Consider the following 25,291-nt stretch of genomic DNA (forward strand, 5'->3'; position numbering starts at 1 on the left):
GCAATCACGGTCGATGGATCGTACACACTATCTCTTCGATCATATGCCGTCGATTTAGGTGAATACGTCTGGATCACGCCGGTCGCTTATGGCAAATGTCGCTGAATGCACATCTTCACCGCCATCCTCGCTCTGCGTCGCCGCTTTTGGTCATGGATCGCCACCGGAGCGGCAAGGGAGAATGCCATCATCGGGCCGCGAACTCGGCTCGGCGCTGGCGCCGAAATTTTCAATATCCACGGTGACCGATCGCGAGTGAAGATTGGTGCGGATTGCCGCCTGGACGGGCATTTTCAGATCTTCGCGCACGAAGGGAATATCCAAATCGGAGATTTCTGTTTCGTGGGCGCCGGGTCGACGATCTGGTCCTCTGACCCCGTCGGGATCAAGATCGGCAAAGGGGTGCTTGTCTCTTCCGGTGTTGCAATTCACGACACCAATTCGCACCCCATGGACCATGAAAAGCGGTTCGCACAAACCGTGGCCATCTTCCGAACCGGCCATCCTCGTACCGATCCGGGTATCCGTTCGGCCCCGGTGACAATCGGTGACGACGTTTGGATCGGCACCGGAGCGATGATCATGAAGGGCGTGACGATCGGCGACCGGGCGATTATCTCGGCTCGGGCGATCGTTCGCAAGGACGTTCCGGCCGACTCGTTAGTCAGGGCTGACGACTAATTGGTCGATGCGTCTGGCCGGCGTTCTTCAATTAGCACCTCGCCATCGTATAAAGCTACGTGCAATTTCGGCATCTGCTTGCAGATGTCCTTGAACTGCTTGCGCGTCGCAGCTTCATTCTCGCTGGTGTCAATCGGCACGGAAACTTGCCGCTCCTGCTGGAACTGAATGGGTGGTGAAGTGAAGTGGTTGACCTATACATCGTTAGTCCCCCCTTCAGGTCGTATTGACAAAAGGCATGTGCTTGATCCGGTTCCATTGCTCTGCCGCAGTCGTGCCAGACCAGCGGTTGCGCAGAGAGTTTTCGCGGTAGGCTTGCGCCGGCTCCAGCGCCGGCAGAGAAGATGAGAGCGGCAAGAAGAATATGTTGCCGCCTGCCGCCGAAACTGCGACCAATTTATAACCGTTCGCGCTACACAGGTTCGTCACAGCTGTAATCGACGCCCCATGATACCAGCCACTTTCATGCTTCTGTTTCCGGTCAAAAGATGGATCGTAGGGCACGGTGATCGGTTTCAGGCCGAGGCTGGCGTTGTACTCGACGGAGATCACGGCCGGGCGCACCGGCAGTAGCTCTTTGAGAAACCAGTAATCGTTCCCATCGACATCGATAGAGAGCACCCCGAGTTTGGGGAAATGAGCGCCAAGGCTTTTGATGTTGTCGAGGGTAATGAAGCTCTGGCGTGACTCGATCCGCTTTGGGAGGACGGCTTTTGCGAGGCGGACCGTTGTGTCGTCCCCATCAACAAGCAGGCCATTGAAGTCGGCGAGACCAATGCAGTTGTATTCGGTCGGGTGAAAGCCGAACTCGACGAACGTGCGCGGACAATTGATGGCCAGCCGAGAAAGGATGACGCTTTCATCAGATTGTGGCGCTCCGCCTACGCGAGCCTTCAGCAGATGGTAGTAGTAGCGAAGTGGTGTGCTGCGTAGGAATGAATGGGCACGGGATTGAATACTCATCAGAAATGATCCTCTGCCGGATGTCACTTCGACGTTTTCTGCGAACCGTGTAGGTGGCTATTTGCTCACTTGCAAGCTGGGCCATCGGTCGGGATAGTCTTTAAATCGCCGAAGAGAAAGTCGCTTGCCCGACGAGGAGTAGCCCAGAGGTGCCGGGCTGACGAACTTGCCCCCACTGCCGCTCACACCCTGCGCAAGCAAATGCCGCCACCATCTAGTGATGGCTGCCCTGCGGCTTGTCGTGAGAACCCCGGTTCGGCCACCAGACGAAATACAGCGAGCCCATCTTCATGACCGGGACGCGGCGGTCGCGTTCCCGCTCTCGCAATTCGCGATAGGTCTTCATCTTCAGCGTGCCGCCCGGCAATTTGATACGCACCGCCATCGGTTCAACTCCCGCTGTGCAACGCAGCAATGATGTGCAACTGCAGCAAATTAGAGACCTTCCCTAGCGAGAGTCAACATCTGGTCATCGACTGTTCCTGGGAGGGCCCAGGGTACAGACGTCGGATAACGGTTTTATGATCGGGGGTGTAACGCTTTCGCGGAAGCGACTGGCGCGCCAGCCGCTAGTCCTTAGAAGGACGCTGGCGGTTCGACCACCAGATAAGATAGAGCGAGCCCATCTTCCACACAGGCACGCGGCGGTCGCGCTCGCGCTCGCGCAACTCCCGATAAACCTTCAACTTCAAGGTGCCGCCCGGCAACCTGATCCGCACTGCCATCGCCCAACCCCATTGTGCAATGCAGCAACAAAGGGCTTCCGTAGCGGAAGAGTCAACGGCCGGGCGTTGACTATTTCTGGGACTGGTTTCGCAACAGCGTCCCTGCGCGATGGACGCGTGGTACTGCCGATGGAGTCGCCGCCGTTCCGTCCTGGTCCGCCTTCGGATCTCTTCACAGCCGCGAGTTCTGGATCACCGTTCTGGCGGGCGCTTGGACGGACGATCAGACATGCTGCTTGGCCACCAGATGATAAAGCGATTTCCGATCTGCCAGACCGGAACCTCGCGCTTCTGCTCACGGCGACGCAGCTCGTCCTTCTTCTTGATCTTCAGAGTTCCCCCCGGAAGCCTGATCCTTATTGTCACGTGCCCCTCCCGCACCTTGTTTCCCCAAGGTACGAACGATCAATCGGAGCGGTTTCATCCCGGCTAAGCAATTTCGATTGAGGCGAGAGGCACTGACGGAACGGCTCTCAAGCAGCCAACGCAGTCATTTGAAGAAATCCGCCATGCCCTGGATGGCAAGGAACGCATAGAGGATCGGCCCGGCGACCAGCCCGCAATAGAGGCAGAGGATCGCCGCCAGCACCATAAGCAGGGGCTTGTCGCGGCCGAGCGCGGATAGTTCGGCTTTCACGGTCCAGCGTCCCGTGGCCATTGCCGTTTCTTCGTCTTCCGACATCCGCAGATCCTCCCGGTCCTCCTGTTGCGCTCATCTCACACGATCGCCTGCAAACATCAACTGCCCGTGGCCCGGGCGGAAAGGAAACGCCATGGACACCTCTTTCAAGGGCGCTGCGAAGCGTCTGGACGACCTCGATCTGCCGAGGCTTGGCGCCAGGATCGGCGTCGGCGAGGACGAGATCCACGCCTTTCTCGATGTCGAGACCAGCGGCCACGGCTTCGATGCGCAGGGGCGGCCGATCCTCCTGTTCGAGCCGCATGTCTTTTTCCGCAATCTGTCGGGGGCGGCGCGAGCGCAAGCCGTCGCCGCGGGTCTCGCCTATTCGAAGTGGGGCGAAAAACCCTACCCCAGGGATAGCTACTCCAGGCTGAAGGCGGCTGTCGCGATTGACGAGACGGCGGCGCTGAAATCGGCGTCGTGGGGTCTCGGCCAGGTTCTCGGCGAAAATTTCGAGGCGGCCGGCTTCCTCACCGTGCAGGCCATGGTCGAAGCCATGATGGAAGACGAGGCGCTGCAGCTTGAAGCGGCTGTCAATTTCATCGCCGAGAACCGGCTCGCCGACAAATTGCGCAATCACGATTGGGCCGGTTTCGCCAAGGGCTACAACGGCGCGTCATACAGGAAGAACGCCTACGATACTCGCCTTGCCGCCGCCTATCGCAAATGGTCACGCATCAAGGATACGCCGTGGCCGCCGGCGGCCTCTCCCGCGGTTCCCCAACCGGCGCCCGTCCCGCCCCCAGAATCGTCAAAACCCGTCGCGCCGCCCTTGGCGGCTCCCGCGCCCGTGGCAAAGCAAAGCGCATGGACCGCGCTCCTCAATCTCGTTCTCAAACTGTTCGGAAGGAAATGAACCATGGCTTGCTATTCGAAATTCATCGTCGCAGTCGCGGGCATCGGCGTCCTGATCGGCCTTCAGCAGCTTCAGGTCGAAATCCCCGGCCTCGGTGGCGTCGTGCGAGACCTGATCGTCGGCGCCCTTGTGGCCGGCGGCGTTTATCGCATCCCGAACCAGGGCGCGTGACATGGAAGGCCGTGTCGAACTCATCACCGCCTACCTTCGCCAATCCTGGCCGCCGCTCGTCGTCGGCGCGGTCGCCGGCTTGATCCTTGGGCTGTTGCTATGAGCGCGCTCCTCGCAATCTTGTCGGCGCTCGCCGGCAACAAGACGATCGTGGCGATCTTCGCCACGCTCGTCGGCGGCCTCGGGCTCTATGTCGCCGGCGGGGTCAACCGGGCGAAAAAGGATGCGGCCAGGCAAGCGGCTGAAAAACTCGCCGCCGCCGAGGACCGCCTCGAAATGGACCGAGAGTCAACCGAGGTCGAGCGCGCGGCGCGCGACCTGCCGGACGAGGCGGCGCGGCGGGAGGCGATGCGATGGGCAAGGCGCTGATGGTTGCGCTGCTGCCTGGGGGCTTGTTGCTTGCCGGATGCACAACGCCGGCCTCGGTCGGCAATCCGCGCCAGGTCTGGTGCGACCACAACCAGCCGCGCCGTTCGTCAGCTTCCGTCGTCGCGGCGATGACGCGGCCCGAACTCGACGAGATGAACGCCTACAACGGAAAGGGCGCCAGATGGTGCGGGTGGGCGCCATGATACAGGAGTTTCTCGATACGCTCGGCATCAAGGCGCCGGTGGTGGTCGCCGGCCTTTCCGGCGGCATTTTGCGGGCCTTGTCGCGCCACCGCTACAAGGTCCGCGAGATGGTGGCGTCACCGATCTGCGGCGCACTGGCGGCAGCCTATCTCACGCTTCCCCTGGTGCATTATTTTCGAGCGACCGGCCTGCCGGTCCCCGACGACGACACCACGACGCTGGCCGCGGCGTTCCTCATCGGCGTCTCGGCGATGTGGATATCGGACATTGTGTTCGAGGTGATGGTGCGGCGGTTTAAACCGGGGAGGGAAGAGTGAAATCGTGCCTGGCGGAAGTCTAAAGCGCATCGCGTAAAGCACTCCTGAGTGCTTGATCCGAGGCGTATGGCGCTTGTCAGGAAGGGCAGGCTGGCGGTAATTGGAGCCGCAGTGGTGTCGAATGAACCGGAAGTACCGACACCGCAGTAATGCCTTTTTTGGCAAGCCCGCCATGCCGAAAGGTGTGGCGGGCTTTTTTGCTTTTACGCGCTCGGTCCGCCTCACTCTTTGGCTAGCCAGCTCACGTGATTAAGGTTGCGCGTTACCGCTGCTCTGCCAAACTCGCGGAACCACGAGCGACGGTGCGAGTTAGGCACGACGAATCTCGTGAGAATGTCACCATGCTAATTCACCCAATAGCCTTAACAGCTGCCGGAGCGATATTGTTTGCCGCCACAAGCATGGCTTACGCCCGGCCGGACACGCGCACCATGACGTGTGAGCAGACGCAGCTGCTGATCCAGAGCCATCACGCGGTCGTACTGACCACTGGCCGCAACACTTACGATCGATATGTCCGCCAATTCGGCAATGAGTGCGATTGGCCGGAAGTGCCAACCGCCGCCTACGTCAAGACACGTGACGGACAGTGCCTGGTCCATCGCTGCGAGGAGCCGGTTTTCGATCTGCCGGATTGAGAAGCATTCGGCTTCGAGTTCGCATCGAAACGGATTCAATCGCCTCAGTTTCTTGTTTTATGCATGTCGTTATCGAAAACGGCTGCACACCCTCGGGTCCAGCCCGAGGGCATGCTTTTGCGCGACATGCGCTAGAATCCCAAGAATTGCCGGCCGATCATATATCCAAGAGCAACGACCGCCAGGGGAAACAAGACCGGCGCCAATCGGCTAAGGAGTGAGTTTTTCACGGTTGCCCTGGGAATGTTCCGCTGCGCATTGCCGAGATTCTTGGTCATGACCGGTATAGTAGCAATCGCTGATTAACGATTTCCCAATGGCATTGTCAGCCATGAATTGGCCGGTTCTCTTTGAATGGGCTACTTGAATTCTTGCGCCGTGCCGTCGGCGAAGAGCACCGAAAGCGCATGCCATCCCTCATCATCGCTGGAAACTATCGTGTCGGCCCGAACGGGAGCAACGCACCCTGATAAGGGCGCCGGACTGGGGTTCGTTGCCGCACGCCGGAACCAATCGCCGCCCATTTGCTTTGGCAAGGAGTTCGTAGAGAAAAAGGAGCTCGCAAAGAAAGGAGCCGGACATGAAACCTCTCCACATATTGCTTGTCGCGGGCGCATTCGCCTTGCCCCTGGCGACACCGGCTGCTGCCCAGACCCCCGATCAGACGGACAACCAAGCCCCGTTCCAGTCCGGGCGTTGCCAGGCCGATCCGCAGAATGGCCAACAGAAGCCGCCCGTCAACAACGATGGCAGCAACAGGAACAGCCCGTCCGACACGCTCGATCGTTGCAACGGCGTGCTCCAGCCACCACCGACGGGCGATCAAGGTCTGGCCGCGCCACCGCCGGACGAAGGTAAGACCCCGGTGATCAAGCCCGGCGAGGTTCCGGCCCAGCCGCCGAAGCAATAGGCACCGTCGCACCTGAAGTCGCCGGGCCTCAATGCGGATGTCGCGTGGCCGTGGGGCGAATGCTCCTTGCGCTCCTGGCCTCACGCAACGCCGTGACAGGATCGACGCCGGTCCATATCATGCCGTTCACCTCGGCGAAGCTGATGAATGCCCGCCGCGCCTGGTCGACGGTCAAGTGCCCGGCGCGCGCCGCATTGCAGGCCCGGACGGCCGTTTCGTAGATGGGATCGCGCGGGGTTGGAGACCATTCCTTCAGAAAATTCTGCATTTCAGCGAGCGACGCGATTTCGCGTTTGAAGCCGGCACCGACGGCAATCGCCACAGGGGCGTCGAACAGCATGTCATCCATAAAAGACCTCCAGACAGGATCGCAGCGCCCTTCAATGCGGATCTGGCCGCTACGGTTCCCGAGGGATGCCATCGATCAGGTTGTGACGAATTGCGAAGCCGATAGCGGCGGCCGGCGACTGATGAATTAGTCTCGACTTACGGAACAAGAGAGATGCACCGGCGTTTGCTCACAGGGCTCGCCCTTCTCGGCAGTGATCTCAAGGCCATGAATGGCGAGCCTGCCAACAGCAACAGGAGAAGATGATGAAGATCCACCTTGTCCCTGCCGCTGCAGGGTTTGTTCTGCTGGCCGGCGTAGGCATGGCCGCTGCAGATCAGGTGATTGTCACGCCCGAACAGCAGACCATCATTCGCGAACACGTACACAAGCATCCGCTGGCATCGGTAAGCCTGCTAGGCGTGGAACTCAATGTCGGCTCCGCTTTACCCGACACGGTCGAGCTTCAGTCGATCCCCGACGTGGAGTACAGATATGTGGTCGTCGACAATCGTACCGTGCTGGTCGACCCCGGCACCCGCAGAATTGTGCAGGTCATAGACTGACCTTACCCGCCGTTCTCTCCAGAAGATGAGTGAGAGGGCGGCGGGCCGTCTCTGGCCGCAGGAGTGCGTGAATCTGTCTCGGGAATGAAGGAGCTACTTCCATGTTGCCGCATGTCGATTCGCCCAATGTGGTGGCGGTCGTCGACAAATTGCTTGTCGAACGGGGAACCGGTCTCTTGTCGATGAAGGAGGTGATTGAGGTAGTACGTGAGCGAACCGGAACGGAGCGCTCGGACGCGGATCTGGCGGGGCTGATCAAGAAGAAGGCGGCGTTGCTTGGTGTCGCGGTTCTGTCGGACAAAGGCTGAGGCTGCCCAAGACGCCGATCGAAATTTCAGCTAAAACAGCTGTTGCTCACGGATTTGAATGGAACCGATGGAGACAACAGTGACGGACGACAGGCAGGAACGCATTCGCAAGCGGGCACACGCGATCTGGGAACAGGCCGGCCGGCCCGATGGCGCGCATCAGCAGCACTGGGACCAGGCTGCCGCCGAGATCGACAGTGAGGCCAGCAAGCCGAAAGCGAAAGCGGCGCCCGAGAAAGCGGCGCCAAAGAAGACGGCTGCCGCCAAGGGCAAGGACGGAAAGCCGAAGAGGACGTCAACCTAGCATCCGGCACCCGTTGGGCTCATCGGGATATGGCAGCCGTTGCTTATACTCTGCTGTCCGGAAAATATGACGCTTCCGGCCGCGGACGGAGTTCGGTCCGGCCGCAGCAGAAGCGTGAATTCGAGTTGGTTGCGGGGTTACTTGCCGCAATGATTGTCGTTGACGGTCGGTGCTACCGATCCGCCAACCCTGTTCGACGCGTCGGGCTGCGCGCCCTGCGGGTTCAACGGACAGTTCTGATCGGCATTCGAATTCCAGCCGTCGGGAGCGCCGATGATGCTGTTGGTGATGCCGAAGTCGATCGCGTTAGGATCCGCAGGATTGGAATCGGCCGGGTCAACTACGACGCTTTTGTCGCTGCCAGGCCCAGTCGTGCTCCCGCTTGATCCATCGGCATTCTGGGCCATAGCCGACGTGGCCAAACCCGCCGCTAGTGCAGAAGCCGCGAGGATTTTCGTAAACATGGTGTGTCTCCATTTTTTCGATTGTCGCCGCTTTGCGACTGTGGTTGAAACCGCTCGGGGGAATGAAGGTTCCCATAAAATTCCGGCCGAGAACCTGCTCCCATTCGTGATCAGTTTGGCTTTGACAAAGACATCGGAAGAAACGCTGGCCGTCCAGGCCGGGAACTGAAACCAGTCACGTGCATTTCAGCAGTCGTAGCAATCCGTTTGAAATCGAGCGGGCGGGGGGAGCAGGTGAACGTCATCCAACAAGCGGCGGCTGGGATTCCAGAGGTGCCCTCCGTCGATTTGATGCAGGCGCTGCCCGTCGCCGTCTATACAATCGACAAACAGGGCCGGATCACTTTCTTCAACGAAGCCGCAGCAGATCTGTGGGGGCACCGTCCCGTCATCGGTCAGGATCGGTGGTGCGGTTCATGGAAACTTCGCCATATCGATGGACGGGCAATGGCGCATGATGAATGCCCGATGGCCGTTGCCTTGCTCGAAGAGCGTGATGTTCGCTGGGGCCAGGCCATCGCCGAGCGGCCGGACGGCGAGCTCATCCCATTCAGCGCGCACCCGGTCTTGCTTCGCGACGAAACGGGCGAGGTAGTCGGTGCCATCAACACGCTGCTCGATCTGCGTACACAGACAATGGCCGACGAAGCCCGCCTGAGGCTGGCCGCCATTGTCGAATCATCGATGGACGCCGTCGTTTCGAAGGACATCAATGGCATCATCACCAGCTGGAACAATGCGGCAGAACACCTGTTCGGCTATACGCCGGCCGAAGCGCTCGGCCGGCCGGTGACCATCCTCATTCCGCCCGGCCATCTCGACGAAGAAGTCTCGATCATCAGCCGCATCCGCGCCGGCGAGCGCGTTCCATCATATGAAACGGTCCGTATGCGCAAGGATGGCACGCTCATTCCAGTGTCACTCACCGTCTCGCCGATCCGCGACGGCATCGGGCGGATCATCGGCGCCTCCAAGATCGCGCGCGACATCAGTTCTTCCAAGGACAGCGAGCGGCGCATCCGCCTCCTCATGCGCGAAGTCAATCATCGCGTCAAAAATCAGTATTCAGTCATCATCTCGATGATCCGCGAAACCAGCAAGCTGGCGAGCACTCCGGGCGCATTCCTGGCGCAGGTCCGGGAACGCATCGCGGCGCTATCGGAATCCCATGATCTTCTCGTCAACGCCGAATGGCGCGGCGCGACGGTCGGCGAGCTCGTACGGGCGCAGCTCAAGGCGTTCGCAGTGCAATCTCGCGTGTCGATGACCGGACCGGCGATCGTGCTCCAGCCGAACGCCGTGCAATATCTAGGCATTGCCTTCCACGAACTGGCCACCAACTCGACCAAGTACGGAGCGCTGTCTCACCACAGCGGACGGGTCGAAATTGAATGGGATGTCGCAATTGCCGCCGACCGCACCGACACCTTTCGCCTGATCTGGCGTGAGTTGGGCGGGCCGATCGTGGATGCCACCGCACGACGTGGCTTTGGAACCGTCGTCCTCAGACGCGTCGCACCCCAGGCACTCAGCGGTACCGGAAGGTTGGAGTTCGACAAACAGGGCGTCATCTGGACGCTCGAAGCGCCGTTGCGCTCTGTCAAAATGTCTCTTTCCGACATTGCCGCCGGAGAAGGATGAAGTCCGGCTGGCACGGTTCCCGGCTCGCGACTTGCGCCTATCGACGGGTGCGGCACCCACGCCTGTTATCGGATGGCCATTCTTTTCCTGTAGTCCAGCTTCTCGTTTCACCACCCATACCCCAGCGCCATCGCATTCTGCGCGAGGAGGCGGCCCCTTGTGACGGCGCCTGAACATCAAGGTTGTATGCAGCTTGTTCGGTACAGGCTGTTTCCTCGGATATTCTTGAGATGCTTCTGGAGGGTCACTTCCCACATGAAGTATTGATACAAAATTTAATATAATCCTCTGCACCTCATTTGATTGTTGTATACTATTGATTAGATGAATCTTTCTTCAGAAGAAACCTAAACCTTTTCTACTCGTAGTAATAAATGCAACCGGCGATGCGTGCGGTTGATTTTAGGCAACTACGACATGGAGAGTGTTATGACGTTCAAAATCAAAACAATCACCGGTGTGTTGGCGGGTAGCGCAGTCATCTTCATCCTTTCACTGCCGGCGAACGCCGCTGGTATCGGCGTTGGTGTCGGTGCCTCTGTGGGCGGCAGCGGCGGCATCAATGCCGGTGTCGGTGCGTCTGTCGGCGGTGGTGGCGGGATCAAAGCCGGTGCCGGTGCATCGGTGGGCGGCTCGGGTGGCGTCAATGCGGGCCTCGGCGCGTCGGTTGGCGGTTCGAGCGGCGTCAATGCCGGTCTCGGTGCGTCTGTCGGCGGCAGCAACGGGATCACCGCTGGCGCCGGAGCAAGGGTCGGAAGCGGCGTCGCCGCCGGTGCCGGCAGCGGCATCAATGTCGGGCTTGGCGTCGGCATCGGTGGCGGGACCAATCCGAGCAACCCGTCGAACCCGAGCAACCCGTCCAATCCAAGCAACCCATCCAATCCGAGCCTGCCATCGGTGGTTGCCGACATGCCGAGCGGCCAGCTGGTGAGAATGAAGAAGCGCTGTGTGGATGTGCTCAGCAGCGGAGGCACTTATGATCGTGACCTTCGCCAACTGTGCCTGCTGATCGCGCGCCGCTGATCAGACGCCATCCGGAAGGGAAGTGTCGAACCAGCCGCGAGGCTTCGTCCACACTCTCCTAGCCTCCGGTTCGTCGGAAAGCCCGTCACTCAGGTGGCGGGCTTTTCGTATCATGATAGGCGGAAAGCCGCCGCGTTGACAAGGGCTATTGCCGAGCGGTATTGAACAGGATTATACAGGTTCATTGAACAGGTATTCTCCTATGGTGCGCCGCGTGACCTTCTCGTCTCCCGGAACAGGCAAGCCCGAACAGATCGCGACTGTTCTCGAACATGAGATCCGCTCCGGCGTGCTCGGCTTCGGTGACCGCCTGCAGAGCGAGAACGAACTCGTCCAGCGCTTCTCCGTCAGCCGCAACACCATCCGCAAGGGTCTTGAGGAACTGTCGAGCCGCGGGCTGATCACCACCAAGGTCGGCATTGGCTCGTTCGTCACCTTCGACGGCATGCCGGTCGACGACGCAATCGGCTGGTCGCGCGCGCTCGCCAATGCGGGCGCCAATGCCGATACACGCACACTCCGGCTCGAAGTCATGCAGGATGCCGAACTCGCCACCAGGCTCGACGTCGACAGTCCTTTCTTCATCGCTGTCGACCGGGTACGCACCAACGCCGATGACGGCCATGCCATCTCGATCGAGCGCAGCCGTCTGCCGCTGTCGCCCGAGCTGGAGGATGTGCCCCTGCGCGGCTTGCGCGCGGGCTCTCTGCACCAGACGCTGCGCAGTGCGGGACTTGTCCCCGATCACGGCGAGGAATGGGTCGATATCGAAATGCTGAGCGCCGAGGACGCGGCGATCCTCGACTGCCTGCCAGGGACGCCGTTCCTGCGCACGCGACGGCTGACGCGTGCCGCCGACGGGCGCGCCATCGAGTTCGTTACCAGCCTGCTCAACCCGGCGCATTTCGCCCTTCATCTGGAGTTCTGAGATGATGGACAGGACCGAGATGATCGACCGGGCTATGGGCGCGCTCATCGGCGGCGCGCTGGGCGATGCGCTCGGCATGCCGACGCAGCTTTTGTCGCCGGCCCGGATCGCCGAACTCTACGGTCACGTCGAGGGTTTCGTCGCACCCGTCGCCGACCACCCGGTGTCGAAGGGGCTGGCGGCCGGCACCATCACCGACGACACCGAACAGGCGCTGCTGCTCGGCCGCATCCTGGCAGAATCTGGCGATCGGTTCGACCACACGCGCTGGGTCAACGCGCTGCTCGACTGGGAGCGCGAGGTCAAGGCGCGCGGCAGCTACGATCTGCTCGGCCCGTCGACCAAGCGCGCCATCGACGCCATCAACAATGGCGTGCCGGCCGAGGAAGCGGGAAGTGGCGGCGACACCAATGGGGCGGCGATGCGCATCGCACCGGTCGGCATCATGATGCCGCTCGAGCCGCTCGACGCGCTGGTCGCCAAGGTTGCGGAAACCTGCCGTGCAACGCACCACACGTCGATTGCGATCGCCGCGGCCGCGGCCGTGGCCGCCGCTGTCAGCTGTGGCGTTGCCGGTGGTGACTGGCGCAGGGCTTTGGACGAGGCCGTCACGGCGGCCAGGCGTGGTGCGGTACTAGGCCATTGGGTCACCGGCGGCGATATTGCCGCGCATATCGACTGGGCGAGGGGCCTCGTTCGTGGCAAGCCTGTCGCTGACGGAATCCAGCTGATCACCGATCTGGTCGGCACCGGCGTCGCCAGCCAGGAATCGGTTCCGGCTGCCTTCGCCGTGCTCGAGATCGCTGGTGGCGATCCCTGGCAGGCCGCCATCATCAGCGCCAATCTCGGCGGCGACACCGACACGATCGGCGCTATCGCCGCCGGCATGGCAGGCGCCTGCACGGGCTTTTCCCGGCTGCCGCAACAGCACGTCGCCAGGCTCAAGGGGCTCGACATCGAGCAGGTGCGTGCGCTGGCCACGGATCTCGTCGCGGCACGCGCGGCCAAAGCCGGTTCCGGCAAGGATGCCGCGGCATGAGCAGAGCTCAGCCTGACATGAGCAGAGCTCAGCCTGACACGAGCCGGCGCCTTGTCCATATCGGTAGTGCGGTGGTCGACTATGTCTACCGGATCGATGCCTTACCCGAACCGGGCACAGAGAAGACGGCATCCAGCTTTGCCCGGGTCGCCGGTGGCGGTTTCAACATGATGGTCGCGGCCAGCCGCACCGGCATGAAGGTCGTTTTCGGCGGCCAGCTTGGCACCGGACCCAATGGCGATTTCCTGCGCGCTGCCTTGGCTGCCGAAGGCATCACGACACTGACGTCGGCGTCAACCGTCATGGACAGTGGCAATTGCGTCGCCATGATCAGCGGCGATGCCGAGCGCACTTTCGTCTCGTGGCCCGGCGCCGAGAGCGTGCTCAGCCTCGACATGATGGCGCCGGTCCGGGTTGCGCCGGACGACTGGGTATTCGCTTCCGGCTATACGCTGAGCTATCCCGGCAGCCGCGATGCGCTGGCCGACTGGATAGAGGCGCTGCCGGCGAACATTGCCTTCGTCTTCGACCCGACGCCGGTCATCGCGGACATTCCGCGTGCCGTTCTCGATCGGGTGCTTGCCCGTACGACCTGGCTGAGCTGCAACACGACGGAAGCGGTCGAGATCGCCGGCCCAGGCGATGTCGAAGCAATCGCCGCCCGGCTGCTTTCCAGCCATTGTCCGAAGGCTGAAGGCATCATCGTTCGCGCCGGCGCAAAGGGCTGTTTCGTGCGGCTGGCCGACGGCGGCACGCAGACGATTGCTGGCTTCGAGGTCACGGCCGTCGACACCAATGGCGCCGGCGACACCCATATCGGCGCTTTTGTCAGTGCACTGTCGCGCGGTCTGCGGGCTTTCGAAGCGGCGCGCTACGCCAATGCTGCGGCGGCTTTGTCGGTCACTCGCAATGGCGGGTCCTCGGCGCCGACGGACGCGGAAATCAAGACATTCCTGAGCCACATCGCCGGTCCGTCGACCGGAACCGACGGCCGGAACCGGAAGGCCCATGCCTGACTGCCTGAATACCTGACAAGCCCGGGAACCGGGCAAGCAAAAGAGAGGAACGAACATGCGCATGCCCAAACTGACTGCATTGCTGACGGCGACCGCCGTCTTCACCTCCGTTCTTACACTGGCCGCCACTGCCGCCGAAGTGCACGTGCTCAACTGGAAGGGCTACGGCGCCGACGAGCCGTGGGCGATCGCCGCCTTCGAAAAGGCGACCGGCAACAAAGTCGTCAACGACTTCTTCAATTCCGAACAGGAAATGCTGACCAAGCTCAGGACCAATCCCGGCCTCTACGACGTCGTCATGATCAACGCCGCCTTCAACGACCAGGCGATGGCGGAAAAACTGATCCAGCCGATCGATGTTTCGAAGCTGTCGAACTATGCCGACATCAGTCCGGACAAGGCAGGCTCGCCGATGCTCGACCATGACGGCAAGGTCTATGGCGTGCCATGGGTGTGGGGCCTGACGGCGCTCGCCATCAACGAGAAGTCTTTCGACAAGCCACCGACCAGCATCACCGAAATGTGGAACGAGGCGCACAAGGGCCGCGTGGTCATTCGTGATGACGCCGTCGAGGCGGTCCAGTTCGGCGCCATCGCCACTGGCCAGAACATCAACGACATCAAAGATATGGAAGCGGTCAAGGCGAAGCTGACCTCGCTGATGCCTCAGATCAAGACCTTCTGGAGTTCGGAGAACGACTGGAATCAGATGGTCGCTTCCAACCAGATCGACATCGGCACCTATTGGAGTGGCTCGGCCGATCGCGCCAAGACGCATTTCAAGCTGCCGGTCTCGCTGGTCATCCCGCAGGAAGGCGCGGTCGCCTGGCTCGACGCCTTTTCCATTCCGGTGGGCTCCAAGAATGTCACTGGGGCCGAAGCCTTCATCAACTACATGATCGATCCGAAATTCTATGTCGAATGGGTCACCAAGGTCGGCGCGCCGGTCTCGGCCAACACCAAGGCGGTCGCGGCCCTTCCCGAAGACGCCTTCAACCGCAAGGTGATGGGTGATCCTGATGTCGCCAAGCGCATCCAGTTCCAGGCGCCGATCACCGATGCCCAGCGCGAGGCCTATCTGGCGCTGTGGCAGCAGCTCAAGGTCGATGTGAAATAGATTGACGTCCCAACCAGCCGGCGGTCCTCGCCGGCTGGTTCTTCCGATCCTGGGGAGGAGGCATCATGGCGATACAGGGTGCGACCGCTTCGCGCAGCGGGCTGAGGTCGGCCTTGCCGCTGCTTCTTCCCGCCTATCTCTGGCTGACGGTGGCGATCTTCCTGCCGCTGTCGGCCATGGTCTTCTTCTCATTCATGACCGATCTGCCTCTGTCGGGAAAGCCGTGGGCGTTCACGCTTGGCAATTATGCGGCCTTCTTCTCGCAAAGCCTCTATCCGACGCTGCTTTGGGCCTCGCTGCGCCTGGGTCTCGAGGTGACGCTATGGTGCATCGTCATCGGCTACCCCGCGGCCTATGTGCTGGCCAAGGTGCTAAAGGGGCGCAGCCGCGAGGCGATCTTCCTGCTCGTCATCCTGCCGTTCTGGTCGAACGGGCTGGTGCGCATATTCTCCTGGGCGATGGTGCTGCGCGAAGGCGGCATCCTCGACACCGCGCTCAACGCGGTGCTGCCGTTCAGGATCAACATCGATCTGATGTATTCCTATCCGGCTGTCATCATCGGACTGGTGCACTCCTACGTGCCCTATATGGTGCTGACCTGTTATCTCACGCTGCAGGCCATAGACGATTCACTGATCGAGGCCGGGCGCTCGCTCGGCGCCTCGCGGCTGCAAATGCTGAAACGGGTGATCATCCCGCTCTCCATGCCGGGGCTGGTTGCGGGCGCGGCACTCATCTTCGTACCGGTTGTCGGCTCCTTCATGGAACCGCGCATTCTCGGCGGCCGCACCGGCACCTTCTATGGCACGGTCATCGAAGACCAGTTCGTTGCCGTCTTCAACTGGCCGCTGGGTGCTGCTCTCTCCTTCATTCTGCTGGCCGTCGTGTTGGTCATCCTGGCGTTGGCCGCACCGGTGTTGCGGAAGGCTGCGTGATGGCGACGACGCGTATCCTCGGATGGCTCGGCCGGCTCTATATCTGGCTGCTGCTCGCCTTTCTCTATCTGCCCATCATCATCATGGCGCTGATGTCGTTCAACGTTTCGCCCTTCTACCAATTGCCGTTCGAATGGACGACCGAGTGGTACGCCGCGCTGTGGCAGAACGAGCAGTTGATCTCGGCCACGCGAAACAGCCTCGAAATCGCGATCATCACCACAATCATCTGCGTGGTACTCGGCTCGGCGGCGTCGCTGGCGCTTTTCCGCTACGACTTCCGCGGCAAGAAATTCCTGCAGGCGCTGTTGTTTCCGCCGATCGCCATTCCGTGGCTGATCACCGGCACGGCGATGCTGATCTTCTTCTTCGGCGTCGGCATCGGGCGCGGCCTCTTCGCCATCCTGCTTGGCCATGTCGCCCTGGCGCTGCCCTATGTCATCGTCGTCGTCTCGGCCCGGCTGCAGACCTTCGCACCGGAGCTGGAAGAAGCGGCGCGCTCGCTTGGCGCCAATCAGTGGCAGGTGACGCGGCGCGTGACGTTGCCCTGGATCATGCCGGGCGTTATCGCCGGCGGGCTGTTCGCTTTTGCCGTGTCGTTCGACCAGTTTGTGGTTTCCTACTTCCTGTCGACGCCCGGCCAGACGACGTTGCCGGTCGAAATCTATGCCGCGATCCGCAAAGGCTTCACGCCCGAGATCAACGCGGTCTCGACCATCATCATCGTCGTATCGATGGCGCTGATGCTGCTTACGGCACGCTTCTTCAAATTCGGCGGAGAGAAATAATGGCCGGTGTGCAGGTGTCGAATTTGTCCCGCAGCTTTGGGGCGCACAAGGCGCTGGATGACGTCTCGATCGATTTCGCCGATGGCGGCTTCTATGCGCTGCTCGGGCCATCGGGCAGCGGCAAGACCACGCTGCTCAGGCAGATCGCCGGTTTCGATTTTCCTGATACCGGCCGCATTGCAATTGGCGGCGAAAGCGTCGAGCGGGTGCCGGTCGAGAAGCGGCGGATCGGCATGGTGTTCCAGAACTATGCGCTGTTTCCCAATATGAGCGTCGCCGACAATGTTGCCTTCGGGCTGTCGGTGCGCGGCGAGGTCAAGGCGGTGATTGCCGCCGAGGTGCAGCGGGCGCTCGACCTCGTGCAGCTCGGCAAGCTCGGCAGCCGGCGACCGCACCAATTGTCCGGCGGTCAGCGCCAACGCGTCGCGCTGGCGCGCGCCATCGTCACCAAGCCACGCGTGCTTTTGCTCGACGAGCCATTGGGTGCGCTCGACAAGGCGCTGCGCGTTGACATGCAGATCGAGCTGAAACGCATCCAGCGCGAGATCGGCATCACCACCATCTTCGTCACCCACGACCAGGAAGAGGCGCTGACGATGAGCGACCGCATCGGCATATTGCGCGACGGCAGGCTCGTGCAGGAGGGGCCACCGGAGGAGATCTACGATAGCCCGAAGAGCGAGTTCGCCGCCACCTTCCTCGGCGACGCCAACATCTTTCGCGGCGACACCACCGGCACCGGCATTCGTCTGCCGGACGGCACGGCGATTGCCGCCGGTGCGGGGGCGACGCCTGCCGCCGGCGCCAAGGCCAGCTGCGCGGTGCGGCCCGAACGTATCCGCATCGCCACCGGTGCCGGGATTGCCGATCCCAATACCAATATGCTCAAGGGCCAAGTCTCCAAGCGCATCTTCGCCGGCAACAACAGCACCTATTTCGTCGAGCGTGATAGCCAGACAATCAAGGTTATCGTGCAGAACACCGGCATCGAACGGCTGGCCGAGGGCCAGGAGGTGGTGCTCAGCTGGTCGCCGGAGAGCACGGTGCTGATCGCCGCGAGCTAGATCAGGCCGGCGGACTTGCCAGCCGGCCCGCAATCGGGGAGAGCATTGTCGGGGTGCTGCGGAAAGCGAAACAGCCGATGACGCTTGAACTGAGTGCGCGAGACCAGTCGATGCTGCAGGGCGAGCAGGGGCCGGCCGCGGCCGCCGCGATGAAGATCCTGGTCGCGTTCTCGAAGGCGGTCGGCGCGCCGAAGCTGCTCGACATTGCCGGTGCCCATATCGATGGCTGTCTCTATCACGGCCAGGCTAGCCTCGATTTCGTCGAAAGGCTGGTCGGGGGTGGCGGCCGTGTCCAGGTGCCGACGACGCTGAATGTCGGCTCCTTCGATCTCATCCATCCCGGGTTGGTGAAGATGCCGCCCTCGCAAGAGGCGGCGGCGCGGCGATTGATGAAGGCGCACCTGGAACTCGGCTGCCAGGCGACCTTCACCTGCGCGCCGTACCAGACGCGGTTCCGGCCAAGCTTCGGCCAACAGATCGCCTGGGGTGAATCCAACGCCATCGTGTTCGCCAATTCGGTGATCGGCGCGCGGACCAACCGCTATGGCGATTTCATCGACCTGTGCTGCGCCATGACCGGGCGAGCGCCGTGCTGGGGGCTGCACCTGAGCGAAAACCGGCGCGGTCAAATCCTGTTTGAACTGACCGGCGCTCTCGAACCGAGCGACGCCCTGTTCGTCGGCGTCGGACTGATCATCGGGCAAGCGAGTGGCGACCGCATCCCGGTGATTTCAGACCTGCCGCAACCGCGCGACGAGGACCAGCTGAAAGCGCTAGGCGCAGCCGCTGCGACAACCGGGGCTGTGGCGCTGTTCCACGCGGTTGGCATCACGCCGGAAGCGAATACGCTCCAAGAGGCATTGCATGGCATGGCGCCAGAAGAGACAATCCGCATCACGCGTGCCGACCTCGACGATGCGCTGGCCAGCCTATCGAGCGTGCCCGACGGCGCGCCTTTGGCGGCGGTGTCGCTGGGCACGCCGCATTTCTCGCATGACGAATGGATGCGGCTGTTGCCATTGCTGCGAGAGGTCGCGCCGGGCAGGGGCGTTCCGATCTACGTCAACACCGGGCGCTCGACGCTCAAGCGCTTGCAGGATGAGGGGGCGCTGGACGGCATGGAGGCGTTCGGCCTGATTCCGATTGCCGACACCTGCACCTATGTCACCGCCATCCTTGAGCGTCTCGACGGCGTGGTGATGACCAATTCCGGCAAATGGGCGCATTACGCGCCCGGCAATATCGGCGTGTCCGTTGCCTTCGCCGACATGAGGGATTGCATCCGTTCGGCGGCCGTGGGTCATGTCTTGCGGAGCGTGTCATGACGAGGCCTGTCGGACGCACCGGCATTTTCCAGCTGGCCGGCTCGGCGCAGGGCTCGGCGCTGGTGCTTTCGCAACCACTCAGCTTCTGGGGCGGCATCGACGCTGAAACGGGCGACATCATCGACCATTCGCATCCTGGCCTTGGCGAAAACGTCGCCGGCAAGATCCTGGTGATGCCGAGCGGGCGGGGCTCGTCCTCCTCGTCCTCGGTTCTGGCCGAGGCGATCCGCAGGGGCACCGCGCCGGCCGGCATCCTCATGGAACGGCCGGATCCGATCCTTGCCGTCGGCGCGATCGTTGCAGAATTCCTCTATGGTATGAGTGTGCCGCTGGTCGTCTGCGACATTTCAGGCATTCTTTCCGGCGACCGGATCGCCATCGGTGTCGGCGAGGACGCTCAGGCGATCGTCAGCCTGACCTGAACATTGGTTTCTACGCATGATCTTGTCCGAAAAGTCTGCAACTTTTTGCTTCGCTGACCTTCGGTTCGGGACCATGCTTTAGCCGGCCATCAGCCCGGCAGCACCGCGCCGCCAATAGGCTGCGGCCAAAGTCTGGTCGCGGCCGAGCCCGAGCGTGCCGCGCCAGTATTCGCGAACGATTTTCGCCGCCGCCGCTTCCGCCGCGAACCAGCCAAAGGCCGAATCGTTTCGTGGCCACGTCACCGCGCAGACGGCGTCAGCCAACCGCCTGTCTTCGCCGGCTGGCACGCCATGTCTGGCCAGCCAGTGCAGCTTGATGCCGGTGGCATTGTCGATCTCCTGTCGTTCGCCATCGTCGGCGATCTCGATGAAGGCCATGCCCTTGGTCTCGGCGGGCAGCGTCTCCAACAGCCGCGCCAGCGCCGGCAGGCCGGTTTCGTCGGAACCCAGCACATACCATGACGCTGGCCGCACCGGACGGCCTACCGGCCCCATGATGCCGATTTTCATGCCGGGTGCCGCTTGCATGGCCCAGGCAGCGCCGACGCTTTCGCCGGGATGGACGAGGAAGTCGACATCGATGACGCCGTTGGCCACGTCGAGCGCGCGGATGGTGTAGACGCGCGCCACCGGACGCCTCTCATCCGAAGGCCAGGCCGGCAGGCCGTTACTGCCGAGCACGGGCCAGAGTGGATCGGGGACCTCCCTGGTCGGGAAGAGCATGCGGATGTGCATGCCGCCGAATTTCGCGAAACGTTCCAGATCCTCGCCGGCGAAGCGGATGCGGCGCATATGCGGCGCAAGCTCAGTGGTGCCGAGCACGATCATCTCACGAAACTGGGCAAGGCGGCTCTCGTCAGCGAGATCGCCGGTCCAGACAATCTCGGGGTTTTCTTCCCTGGCATAGACCTGGACCGCGGTGGCCAGCAGGTCCTTGATGCGGGCAAGGCCGTCGCGGTCGGCGGCATTGGCCCGCATCACCTGTTTCTCCATATCGAAGGAGGCGTCGCCGAAGGCGAAGCGGAAGTCGAGCCGCTGCCCCTCTTGCGAGGCATTGGCATCGAAGCTCTGCAGCCTGTCGCTGATACGATCCATGTAATGCGGCAGATGCCGCAGGTTCAGGCGCGCCTCGCAGGCCAGTCCGCTCACCGGTGCCTCGCCCACGCTCAACCTCCGATCCTGCCGGTCAGCGCCAGTTTGAAGGTGCGGCCCTTGCCCTGTTCCGTTGCCGCCGACGTCGACCATGCGCTTTGCGGGTCGGTGTAGGCTGTGTTGAAGACGTTATCGACGGCGAAATCGAGCCTGGCATGGTCGTTGATGCGCCAGTTGGCGAAGACATTGACCAGGTCGAAGCCGTCATTGACCACCGGCACGGCGTTCGGGTTGGTGCGGCTGGTCCGGGTGATCTTGCCAACGCTGAGATACTGCGCGCCGACGGTGAGCTGGTCTTCCAACATCCGGAAGCCGAGGGTCGCCGAGAAGCGGTCAAGCGGCGTGTTGTTGAGCGCCTGACCGGAGTAGACGCCGCTGACGACCTTGGCGTCGATCAGCGCGCCGGCAAGGTTCACAAACCCCCAACCATAGTCATATCGGCCTCGATACCCTTCAGCCGCGCGTCGCCGATGTTGATTGCCGTACGCGGCAGGACGGTCAGGTCTACATCGATATAGTCCTCGATATCGGTGTGGAAGACATTGACCTTGGCGCGAAACAGGTCGCCGGCGGTCAGCACGTCGTCATATTTCAAATTGACGCCGGCTTCCCAGCTCTTCGCGGTCTCGGGCTGGAGAAGCAAATTGGGCTCGTAGCTGTCGGCACCGCCATGCGCGCCGCCGCCGCGATAGACGTCTTGCAGACCCGGCGCCCGGTAGCCTTCGGAATAGGTGCCGTAGAGCTGAAAGCCTTCGAGCGGCGTCACGCCTACGGTGAGGCGCGGCGACCATCGGTTGCCGGAGATCGAGGCTTGCTCCGGCGGCACGGTGTTGGTCTCGCCGTCGAGCTGGTAGCCGTCATAGCGCATGGCGGCGATGAGCTGCAGCCAGTTCTCATAGTCGCCCTGCCATTGCAGGAAGCCGCCATAGCCTTGCTGCTCGCCGGCGCCGAAATGCGCGGCTTCCGACGAGGCCTCCAGATAGTAGTAGTCGAGACCGTAGGTCAGCGTGTGGGCCATCTCCCAGGCGTCGAAGCGCGAGGAGTTCTTCACGTTGAAGCCTGTGGTGGCGACGTCGTAGTAGCGGAAATTGCCGATCGCAGAAATCGGCCAGACCTGCGTCTGCTCGGCGCGCGTGCGGTTGTGGTAGGCATTGGCGCTGAAGTCGATCAGCTCATTGTCATCAGGCTTCCAGGTATAGGCTGCCGTGTAGGTCTGGTTGGTGGTGTTGGTGTCGTAGCGGCTGAGTGTCGGCGAGGTTGAACCGCTCGAGCCTGTGATCTGGTCGTTGAAGCGCTGCAGGATCGCGCCGAGCTTGAGTTCGTGGCCGTCGGCGGGGCGCAACGTCGCCTTCATATAACCGCTGGTGATGCTTTCGCCAGTCCATGGCACGGTGTCGCCATTGCCGTCGGTGTAGCTGTCGCGGTCGCGGTAGATGAGGTTGCCGATGATGTCGGCGTCTTCGCTGAAGCGGTAGGCGCCTGTGGTGCTGGTAGTGAAGCCGTCGCCATTATCCTCATAGCCGAGCTTCTCGCTCAGCGCCCAGCGCTCCTCCGGCTTGAGGAAGTCGCCGGCGTCCTTGGTCTCGAAGGAGACGACGCCGCCGATGCCGCCCGAACCATAGGCGTTGGACACCGGGCCGCGAATGACGGTGGCTTCCTTGATCAGGTCCGGCTCGACATAGAACGATCCAGAACCGTGGCCGACGCGCCAGTAATCCTGGCGGGCGCCGTCGAGGGTGACGACGACGCGGCCATACTGCTCCAGCCCGCGAATGTTGATGGCGGTCGCCGGATCGTCGCCGTTCATCGAGGCGGCGACACCGGGCGTGGTGCGGAAAATGTCGGCGGCGGTATCGGGCTGGATGCGCTCGAGCTCTTCCTGATCAACGGCGCTGATGGCGGCCATCGATTCGATGACCGCCGTCCTGATCATTGTCGCCGAGATGGTGATGACATCGAGCACGGTCGCAGGCTGATCCTGCGCTGGCGCCAGCCGGTCGGTCTTGGTGGCCGCCTTCTTCTCCTGTTCCTGCGCGTTGGCCTGCGGTACGGCGGAAAAGCCCAGCGCGAAGGCGAGCGCTGTGCTCGTCATCAAGGTCGTATTTGTTCTCATGTGATCCCAGCCCCAAGCAAAGCAAACTGCTGGCGATGGCTGAACAGCCTTGGCTGGCATGATGGAAAACCCTCGACCAATCGGTCAGGGCATGGGTCACATATTAAAACATGATGACACGAGTCAACTTTAAATTTATAGGCCAAACTATCCGAAGGCATCCTGGACGGGAGTGAGCGGCATGGTCGGCATTGAGCGCAGGTGGATGCATTGGTTCCAACCGGGCAAAATCGCGACGGTGCTGCTTATGGCGCTGTCCGTCCTGGCGCCTTCCTGCGGCTTCAAGGCGCTGGCCGCCGAGACAGTTGTGGATGCGCTGGGGCGCACCGTCACGCCGGGGCCGGCGACGAGAATCCTGACACTTGGCTCCGACGTCACCGAGATCGTGCATGCGCTTGGCGCCGGCGAGCGAACCATTGCTGTCGATCGCGGCAGCAAATATCCACCAGCTGTCATGCAGAAACCCAATGTCGGCTACCGCCGCCAGCTTTCGGTCGAAGGGTTGGCCGGTCTGCGCCCCGATCTGATCCTGGCCGCCGAGGACAGCGGGCCGCCCGAAGCGGTCGAGGTGCTGAAGTCGCTGGCAATCCCGATCGTCTTCGTCCCCGAGGACAACAGCCCGCAAGGCATTGAGCGCAAGATCACGCTGATCGCCGCGTCGCTTGGGCGCGAGGATAAGGGCAGGGTGGTTTCCGCCGAGGTGCTCAGCGCCTTTCAAGCCGCCACCGATCTCGCGTCAAAGATTGCGCCGGAGCGCCGCAAGAAAGTGGTCTTCTTCCACGGTCTGTTGCGGCTGAGCGCGGCCGGCGCCGGCACGGCGGCCGATGCGATCATCCGTTATGCCGGGGGCATCAATCCGATGGCTGTCGTCAAGGGCTACAAGACGGCATCGGAAGAGAAGCTGATCGAGATGGCGCCCGACGTCATCTTGATGATGAGCGACGGCAAGGGCGGGCCGACCGTCGAGCAGGTGTTTGGCACACGTGCGCTGAGCGCCACACCGGCGGCGCAGAACAAGGCGCTGATCGTGCTCGACGGCGCCTATATGATCGGCTTCGGCCCGCGCACCGCCGATGCGATCCGCGACCTGGCGCAGGCGCTGTATCCGGAGGTGGCGGACGAGGATTAGGAGACGCGCTTATGACTCCACAGCCGTGCTTGCTGGCGCGGGCTCTCTTGGAACTCGTGCTCAGATCTCCGGGATGCTCTCCCTAAAGATCACCTGCAGCCGCGGCTGGTGCAGTTCGTAGGGCAAGCCCCTGACGGCATGAGTCAGGATGTTGAGCGCCTCGCGGGCCTCGACGCGCGGGTTCTGGTCGATCACCGCGTCGAGCGTGCCGTCGAGCAGAAGGTCCTTGGTGCCCTCCGTCACCTCGTGGCCTAGGAAGACCGTAGACAGCGCGCAGCCGCGCTCCTTCAGCGCCCTGGCAATGCCGGTGTTGCCGGCGCCGACATTGTAGATCGCGGCCAGATCCGGATGCCGGTCCAGCAGGGCCGACGCTTCCGAATAGGCCTTCTCCCGATCATCGAGCATTTCGCGCATCTCGACGATCTCGAGATTGGGGGATTCCTCCGCCAGGATATGGCGGAAGCCCATCTCGCGCTCCTCATGGCCACGATAGGACAGCGAGCCGGCGAACAGCGCCACCTTGCCAGGGTGCCCGGCGCCCATGAAGCGATTGAGCAGATAACCGGCGAGCCGGCCGGCGGCGCGGTTGTCGATGCCGATATAGGCAACCCTCGGCACATGGAGGATGTCGGAGGCGATGGTGACGACCTTGACGCCGCTGGCCGATAACGAGCGGATCGCCTCGCGGACCGTCGGATGGTCGAGCGCGATGACGCCGACGCCTTGCGTCTGGCCGTGCAGATCGTGCAGCAGTCGGGCAAGCCGGTCCGGATTGAAGCCTTCGATGGTGGCGACGCGAACGTCGAGATCGGGTCGCGACTGTGCCTGCGCCTCGATATGCCGGTGCAGCATCTTGATGAAAGAGTTGGTGCCGGCGGGCAGGGCGAAGTCGAGCCGAATGACGGCGCCGGGCAAGGTGGTGCGCTGGGTCGGACTGTTCGAGTTCCCGGCGATGTAGCCAAGCCGCTGCGCCATTTCGAGCACGATCTCGCGCGTGCGCGCCCGCACGCCCGGACGGTTGTTCAGCACACGGTCAACCGTTGCGGCGGAAACGCCAGCTTCGCGGGCTATGTCTGTCAGGGTGGACCGCATAGTCGACTACCTCATTGCCAGC

32 protein-coding genes and 1 pseudogene are annotated in these 25,291 nt (G+C 62.3%); 23 read left to right on the top strand and 10 right to left on the bottom strand.

Annotated elements, in window-relative coordinates; translation table 11 throughout:
• Positions 1 to 105: 105 nt before the first annotated feature.
• Complete coding sequence (locus tag AC0L2H_RS26050) at positions 106 to 681, top strand: acyltransferase (RefSeq protein WP_473592896.1); 576 nt, start codon at positions 106 to 108, stop codon at positions 679 to 681.
• On the opposite strand, the gene AC0L2H_RS26055 is transcribed toward AC0L2H_RS26050, so the two are convergent.
• The 5 genes from AC0L2H_RS26055 to AC0L2H_RS26075 all read right to left on the bottom strand — a co-directional run bounded on the left by AC0L2H_RS26055 (position 678) and on the right by AC0L2H_RS26075 (position 3,051).
• Entirely contained in the window at positions 678 to 821 is a 144-nt protein-coding gene (locus tag AC0L2H_RS26055; RefSeq protein ID WP_473592897.1) for a hypothetical protein, read from the bottom strand. The genes AC0L2H_RS26050 and AC0L2H_RS26055 overlap by 4 nt on opposite strands.
• A 76-nt stretch (positions 822 to 897) precedes the next feature.
• Complete coding sequence (locus AC0L2H_RS26060) at positions 898 to 1,644, bottom strand: hypothetical protein (RefSeq protein WP_473592898.1); 747 nt, start codon at positions 1,642 to 1,644, stop codon at positions 898 to 900.
• A gap of 214 nt (positions 1,645 to 1,858) precedes the next feature.
• On the bottom strand, positions 1,859 to 2,029 hold the full coding sequence (locus tag AC0L2H_RS26065) for a hypothetical protein (RefSeq protein ID WP_473592899.1): 171 nt from the start codon (positions 2,027 to 2,029) through the stop codon (positions 1,859 to 1,861).
• Between the two features lie 184 nt (positions 2,030 to 2,213).
• On the bottom strand, positions 2,214 to 2,369 hold the full coding sequence (locus AC0L2H_RS26070) for a hypothetical protein (RefSeq protein ID WP_473592900.1): 156 nt from the start codon (positions 2,367 to 2,369) through the stop codon (positions 2,214 to 2,216).
• A 490-nt stretch (positions 2,370 to 2,859) separates the two neighbouring features.
• On the bottom strand, positions 2,860 to 3,051 hold the full coding sequence (locus AC0L2H_RS26075) for a hypothetical protein (protein WP_473592901.1): 192 nt from the start codon (positions 3,049 to 3,051) through the stop codon (positions 2,860 to 2,862).
• Positions 3,052 to 3,142: 91 nt separating this feature from the next.
• Here AC0L2H_RS26075 and AC0L2H_RS26080 point away from each other — a divergent pair, with 91 nt between their 5' ends.
• From AC0L2H_RS26080 to AC0L2H_RS26110, 7 genes are all read left to right on the top strand, one after another.
• Positions 3,143 to 3,907 carry an N-acetylmuramidase family protein gene (locus tag AC0L2H_RS26080; RefSeq protein ID WP_473592902.1) on the top strand — a complete coding sequence of 255 codons (765 nt, stop codon included), beginning with the start codon at positions 3,143 to 3,145 and terminating at the stop codon, positions 3,905 to 3,907.
• A 3-nt stretch (positions 3,908 to 3,910) separates the two neighbouring features.
• Positions 3,911 to 4,078, top strand: a complete 168-nt coding sequence (locus tag AC0L2H_RS26085) for a hypothetical protein (RefSeq protein ID WP_165779797.1) — start codon at positions 3,911 to 3,913, stop codon at positions 4,076 to 4,078.
• Between the two features lie 99 nt (positions 4,079 to 4,177).
• Positions 4,178 to 4,447, top strand: a complete 270-nt coding sequence (locus AC0L2H_RS26090) for a hypothetical protein (RefSeq protein WP_473592903.1) — start codon at positions 4,178 to 4,180, stop codon at positions 4,445 to 4,447.
• Positions 4,432 to 4,650, top strand: a complete 219-nt coding sequence (locus tag AC0L2H_RS26095; protein ID WP_473592905.1) for a hypothetical protein — start codon at positions 4,432 to 4,434, stop codon at positions 4,648 to 4,650. Before AC0L2H_RS26090 ends, AC0L2H_RS26095 begins: the two co-directional genes overlap by 16 nt.
• Positions 4,629 to 4,967 carry a hypothetical protein gene (locus AC0L2H_RS26100; protein WP_473592907.1) on the top strand — a complete coding sequence of 113 codons (339 nt, stop codon included), beginning with the start codon at positions 4,629 to 4,631 and terminating at the stop codon, positions 4,965 to 4,967. Before AC0L2H_RS26095 ends, AC0L2H_RS26100 begins: the two co-directional genes overlap by 22 nt.
• Before the next feature lie 341 nt (positions 4,968 to 5,308).
• The gene (locus AC0L2H_RS26105; protein WP_473592909.1) at positions 5,309 to 5,605 is read left to right on the top strand and encodes a hypothetical protein; all 297 of its coding nucleotides are present in this window, start codon (positions 5,309 to 5,311) and stop codon (positions 5,603 to 5,605) included.
• Positions 5,606 to 6,185: 580 nt separating this feature from the next.
• A complete protein-coding gene (locus AC0L2H_RS26110; protein WP_473592910.1) occupies positions 6,186 to 6,515 on the top strand; it encodes a hypothetical protein in 330 nt (109 codons plus the stop codon).
• 28 nt (positions 6,516 to 6,543) lie between these two features.
• On the opposite strand, the gene AC0L2H_RS26115 is transcribed toward AC0L2H_RS26110, so the two are convergent.
• Entirely contained in the window at positions 6,544 to 6,864 is a 321-nt protein-coding gene (locus AC0L2H_RS26115) for a DUF982 domain-containing protein (RefSeq protein WP_473592911.1), read from the bottom strand.
• 245 nt (positions 6,865 to 7,109) lie between these two features.
• On the opposite strand from AC0L2H_RS26115, the gene AC0L2H_RS26120 reads away from it, so the two are divergent.
• The 3 genes from AC0L2H_RS26120 (at position 7,110) to AC0L2H_RS26130 (ending at position 8,021) form a co-directional block, all read left to right on the top strand.
• A complete protein-coding gene (locus tag AC0L2H_RS26120; RefSeq protein ID WP_473592912.1) occupies positions 7,110 to 7,409 on the top strand; it encodes a DUF1236 domain-containing protein in 300 nt (99 codons plus the stop codon).
• A 101-nt stretch (positions 7,410 to 7,510) separates the two neighbouring features.
• Entirely contained in the window at positions 7,511 to 7,717 is a 207-nt protein-coding gene (locus tag AC0L2H_RS26125) for a hypothetical protein (RefSeq protein ID WP_008876831.1), read from the top strand.
• Between the two features lie 79 nt (positions 7,718 to 7,796).
• The gene (locus tag AC0L2H_RS26130; protein WP_473592914.1) at positions 7,797 to 8,021 is read left to right on the top strand and encodes a DUF2934 domain-containing protein; all 225 of its coding nucleotides are present in this window, start codon (positions 7,797 to 7,799) and stop codon (positions 8,019 to 8,021) included.
• Positions 8,022 to 8,158: 137 nt separating this feature from the next.
• Here AC0L2H_RS26130 and AC0L2H_RS26135 read toward each other — a convergent pair whose 3' ends face one another.
• Complete coding sequence (locus AC0L2H_RS26135; protein ID WP_473592916.1) at positions 8,159 to 8,485, bottom strand: hypothetical protein; 327 nt, start codon at positions 8,483 to 8,485, stop codon at positions 8,159 to 8,161.
• A gap of 234 nt (positions 8,486 to 8,719) precedes the next feature.
• On the opposite strand from AC0L2H_RS26135, the gene AC0L2H_RS26140 reads away from it, so the two are divergent.
• From AC0L2H_RS26140 to AC0L2H_RS26190, 11 genes are all read left to right on the top strand, one after another.
• Positions 8,720 to 10,126: a PAS domain S-box protein gene (locus tag AC0L2H_RS26140; protein ID WP_473592918.1), complete on the top strand. Its 1,407-nt coding sequence runs from the start codon at positions 8,720 to 8,722 to the stop codon at positions 10,124 to 10,126.
• A 429-nt stretch (positions 10,127 to 10,555) separates the two neighbouring features.
• On the top strand, positions 10,556 to 11,149 hold the full coding sequence (locus AC0L2H_RS26145; RefSeq protein WP_473593028.1) for a hypothetical protein: 594 nt from the start codon (positions 10,556 to 10,558) through the stop codon (positions 11,147 to 11,149).
• A 202-nt stretch (positions 11,150 to 11,351) separates the two neighbouring features.
• Positions 11,352 to 12,077, top strand: a complete 726-nt coding sequence (locus tag AC0L2H_RS26150) for a GntR family transcriptional regulator (RefSeq protein WP_473592919.1) — start codon at positions 11,352 to 11,354, stop codon at positions 12,075 to 12,077.
• A 1-nt stretch (position 12,078) separates the two neighbouring features.
• Positions 12,079 to 13,116, top strand: a complete 1,038-nt coding sequence (locus tag AC0L2H_RS26155; RefSeq protein WP_473592920.1) for an ADP-ribosylglycohydrolase family protein — start codon at positions 12,079 to 12,081, stop codon at positions 13,114 to 13,116.
• A complete protein-coding gene (locus tag AC0L2H_RS26160; protein WP_473592921.1) occupies positions 13,113 to 14,132 on the top strand; it encodes a PfkB family carbohydrate kinase in 1,020 nt (339 codons plus the stop codon). The genes AC0L2H_RS26155 and AC0L2H_RS26160 overlap by 4 nt, the downstream gene beginning before the upstream one ends.
• Before the next feature lie 55 nt (positions 14,133 to 14,187).
• Positions 14,188 to 15,249, top strand: coding sequence for an ABC transporter substrate-binding protein (locus AC0L2H_RS26165; RefSeq protein ID WP_473592923.1), 1,062 nt, complete (start codon positions 14,188 to 14,190; stop codon positions 15,247 to 15,249).
• Between the two features lie 65 nt (positions 15,250 to 15,314).
• Positions 15,315 to 16,184, top strand: coding sequence for an ABC transporter permease (locus AC0L2H_RS26170; protein ID WP_473592924.1), 870 nt, complete (start codon positions 15,315 to 15,317; stop codon positions 16,182 to 16,184).
• The gene (locus AC0L2H_RS26175) at positions 16,184 to 16,972 is read left to right on the top strand and encodes an ABC transporter permease (protein WP_473592925.1); all 789 of its coding nucleotides are present in this window, start codon (positions 16,184 to 16,186) and stop codon (positions 16,970 to 16,972) included. The genes AC0L2H_RS26170 and AC0L2H_RS26175 overlap by 1 nt, the downstream gene beginning before the upstream one ends.
• On the top strand, positions 16,972 to 18,036 hold the full coding sequence (locus AC0L2H_RS26180) for an ABC transporter ATP-binding protein (RefSeq protein WP_473592926.1): 1,065 nt from the start codon (positions 16,972 to 16,974) through the stop codon (positions 18,034 to 18,036). The genes AC0L2H_RS26175 and AC0L2H_RS26180 overlap by 1 nt, the downstream gene beginning before the upstream one ends.
• A gap of 77 nt (positions 18,037 to 18,113) precedes the next feature.
• Positions 18,114 to 19,361 (top strand): aconitase X, encoded by a 1,248-nt coding sequence (locus AC0L2H_RS26185; protein WP_473592928.1) that lies wholly within the window; start codon positions 18,114 to 18,116, stop codon positions 19,359 to 19,361.
• The gene (locus AC0L2H_RS26190) at positions 19,358 to 19,783 is read left to right on the top strand and encodes an aconitase X swivel domain-containing protein (RefSeq protein WP_473592929.1); all 426 of its coding nucleotides are present in this window, start codon (positions 19,358 to 19,360) and stop codon (positions 19,781 to 19,783) included. Before AC0L2H_RS26185 ends, AC0L2H_RS26190 begins: the two co-directional genes overlap by 4 nt.
• 78 nt (positions 19,784 to 19,861) lie before the next feature.
• Here AC0L2H_RS26190 and AC0L2H_RS26195 read toward each other — a convergent pair whose 3' ends face one another.
• Positions 19,862 to 20,947 carry an SIP domain-containing protein gene (locus AC0L2H_RS26195; protein ID WP_473592930.1) on the bottom strand — a complete coding sequence of 362 codons (1,086 nt, stop codon included), beginning with the start codon at positions 20,945 to 20,947 and terminating at the stop codon, positions 19,862 to 19,864.
• Positions 20,948 to 20,949: 2 nt separating this feature from the next.
• Positions 20,950 to 23,108 (bottom strand): annotated as a pseudogene (locus tag AC0L2H_RS26200) (TonB-dependent hemoglobin/transferrin/lactoferrin family receptor).
• Between the two features lie 121 nt (positions 23,109 to 23,229).
• On the opposite strand from AC0L2H_RS26200, the gene AC0L2H_RS26205 reads away from it, so the two are divergent.
• Positions 23,230 to 24,177 (top strand): heme/hemin ABC transporter substrate-binding protein, encoded by a 948-nt coding sequence (locus tag AC0L2H_RS26205; RefSeq protein WP_473592931.1) that lies wholly within the window; start codon positions 23,230 to 23,232, stop codon positions 24,175 to 24,177.
• Positions 24,178 to 24,237: 60 nt separating this feature from the next.
• On the opposite strand, the gene AC0L2H_RS26210 is transcribed toward AC0L2H_RS26205, so the two are convergent.
• On the bottom strand, positions 24,238 to 25,269 hold the full coding sequence (locus tag AC0L2H_RS26210) for a LacI family DNA-binding transcriptional regulator (RefSeq protein ID WP_473592932.1): 1,032 nt from the start codon (positions 25,267 to 25,269) through the stop codon (positions 24,238 to 24,240).
• Between the last annotated feature and the right edge of the window lie 22 nt (positions 25,270 to 25,291).

The sequence above is a fragment of the Mesorhizobium sp. WSM4871 genome, from assembly GCF_055811295.1.

Excerpts from the sequence above, each read along its gene's own strand:
- AC0L2H_RS26205 (WP_473592931.1), top strand. The coding sequence starts at position 23,230 with ATGGTCGGCATTGAGCGCAGGTGGATGCATTGGTTCCAACCGGGCAAA.
- AC0L2H_RS26105 (WP_473592909.1), top strand. The coding sequence starts at position 5,309 with ATGCTAATTCACCCAATAGCCTTAACAGCTGCCGGAGCGATATTGTTT.
- AC0L2H_RS26180 (WP_473592926.1), top strand. The coding sequence starts at position 16,972 with ATGGCCGGTGTGCAGGTGTCGAATTTGTCCCGCAGCTTTGGGGCGCAC.
- AC0L2H_RS26150 (WP_473592919.1), top strand. The coding sequence starts at position 11,352 with ATGGTGCGCCGCGTGACCTTCTCGTCTCCCGGAACAGGCAAGCCCGAA.
- AC0L2H_RS26075 (WP_473592901.1), bottom strand. The coding sequence starts at position 3,051 with ATGTCGGAAGACGAAGAAACGGCAATGGCCACGGGACGCTGGACCGTG.
- AC0L2H_RS26155 (WP_473592920.1), top strand. The coding sequence starts at position 12,079 with ATGATGGACAGGACCGAGATGATCGACCGGGCTATGGGCGCGCTCATC.
- AC0L2H_RS26060 (WP_473592898.1), bottom strand. The coding sequence starts at position 1,644 with ATGAGTATTCAATCCCGTGCCCATTCATTCCTACGCAGCACACCACTT.
- AC0L2H_RS26070 (WP_473592900.1), bottom strand. The coding sequence starts at position 2,369 with ATGGCAGTGCGGATCAGGTTGCCGGGCGGCACCTTGAAGTTGAAGGTT.
- AC0L2H_RS26190 (WP_473592929.1), top strand. The coding sequence starts at position 19,358 with ATGACGAGGCCTGTCGGACGCACCGGCATTTTCCAGCTGGCCGGCTCG.
- AC0L2H_RS26165 (WP_473592923.1), top strand. The coding sequence starts at position 14,188 with ATGCGCATGCCCAAACTGACTGCATTGCTGACGGCGACCGCCGTCTTC.
- AC0L2H_RS26115 (WP_473592911.1), bottom strand. The coding sequence starts at position 6,864 with ATGGATGACATGCTGTTCGACGCCCCTGTGGCGATTGCCGTCGGTGCC.
- AC0L2H_RS26050 (WP_473592896.1), top strand. The coding sequence starts at position 106 with ATGCACATCTTCACCGCCATCCTCGCTCTGCGTCGCCGCTTTTGGTCA.
- AC0L2H_RS26100 (WP_473592907.1), top strand. The coding sequence starts at position 4,629 with ATGGTGCGGGTGGGCGCCATGATACAGGAGTTTCTCGATACGCTCGGC.
- AC0L2H_RS26160 (WP_473592921.1), top strand. The coding sequence starts at position 13,113 with ATGAGCAGAGCTCAGCCTGACATGAGCAGAGCTCAGCCTGACACGAGC.
- AC0L2H_RS26135 (WP_473592916.1), bottom strand. The coding sequence starts at position 8,485 with ATGTTTACGAAAATCCTCGCGGCTTCTGCACTAGCGGCGGGTTTGGCC.
- AC0L2H_RS26080 (WP_473592902.1), top strand. The coding sequence starts at position 3,143 with ATGGACACCTCTTTCAAGGGCGCTGCGAAGCGTCTGGACGACCTCGAT.
- AC0L2H_RS26175 (WP_473592925.1), top strand. The coding sequence starts at position 16,184 with ATGGCGACGACGCGTATCCTCGGATGGCTCGGCCGGCTCTATATCTGG.
- AC0L2H_RS26170 (WP_473592924.1), top strand. The coding sequence starts at position 15,315 with ATGGCGATACAGGGTGCGACCGCTTCGCGCAGCGGGCTGAGGTCGGCC.
- AC0L2H_RS26085 (WP_165779797.1), top strand. The coding sequence starts at position 3,911 with ATGGCTTGCTATTCGAAATTCATCGTCGCAGTCGCGGGCATCGGCGTC.
- AC0L2H_RS26185 (WP_473592928.1), top strand. The coding sequence starts at position 18,114 with ATGACGCTTGAACTGAGTGCGCGAGACCAGTCGATGCTGCAGGGCGAG.
- AC0L2H_RS26120 (WP_473592912.1), top strand. The coding sequence starts at position 7,110 with ATGAAGATCCACCTTGTCCCTGCCGCTGCAGGGTTTGTTCTGCTGGCC.
- AC0L2H_RS26125 (WP_008876831.1), top strand. The coding sequence starts at position 7,511 with ATGTTGCCGCATGTCGATTCGCCCAATGTGGTGGCGGTCGTCGACAAA.
- AC0L2H_RS26110 (WP_473592910.1), top strand. The coding sequence starts at position 6,186 with ATGAAACCTCTCCACATATTGCTTGTCGCGGGCGCATTCGCCTTGCCC.
- AC0L2H_RS26090 (WP_473592903.1), top strand. The coding sequence starts at position 4,178 with ATGAGCGCGCTCCTCGCAATCTTGTCGGCGCTCGCCGGCAACAAGACG.
- AC0L2H_RS26210 (WP_473592932.1), bottom strand. The coding sequence starts at position 25,269 with ATGCGGTCCACCCTGACAGACATAGCCCGCGAAGCTGGCGTTTCCGCC.
- AC0L2H_RS26145 (WP_473593028.1), top strand. The coding sequence starts at position 10,556 with ATGACGTTCAAAATCAAAACAATCACCGGTGTGTTGGCGGGTAGCGCA.
- AC0L2H_RS26095 (WP_473592905.1), top strand. The coding sequence starts at position 4,432 with ATGGGCAAGGCGCTGATGGTTGCGCTGCTGCCTGGGGGCTTGTTGCTT.
- AC0L2H_RS26065 (WP_473592899.1), bottom strand. The coding sequence starts at position 2,029 with ATGGCGGTGCGTATCAAATTGCCGGGCGGCACGCTGAAGATGAAGACC.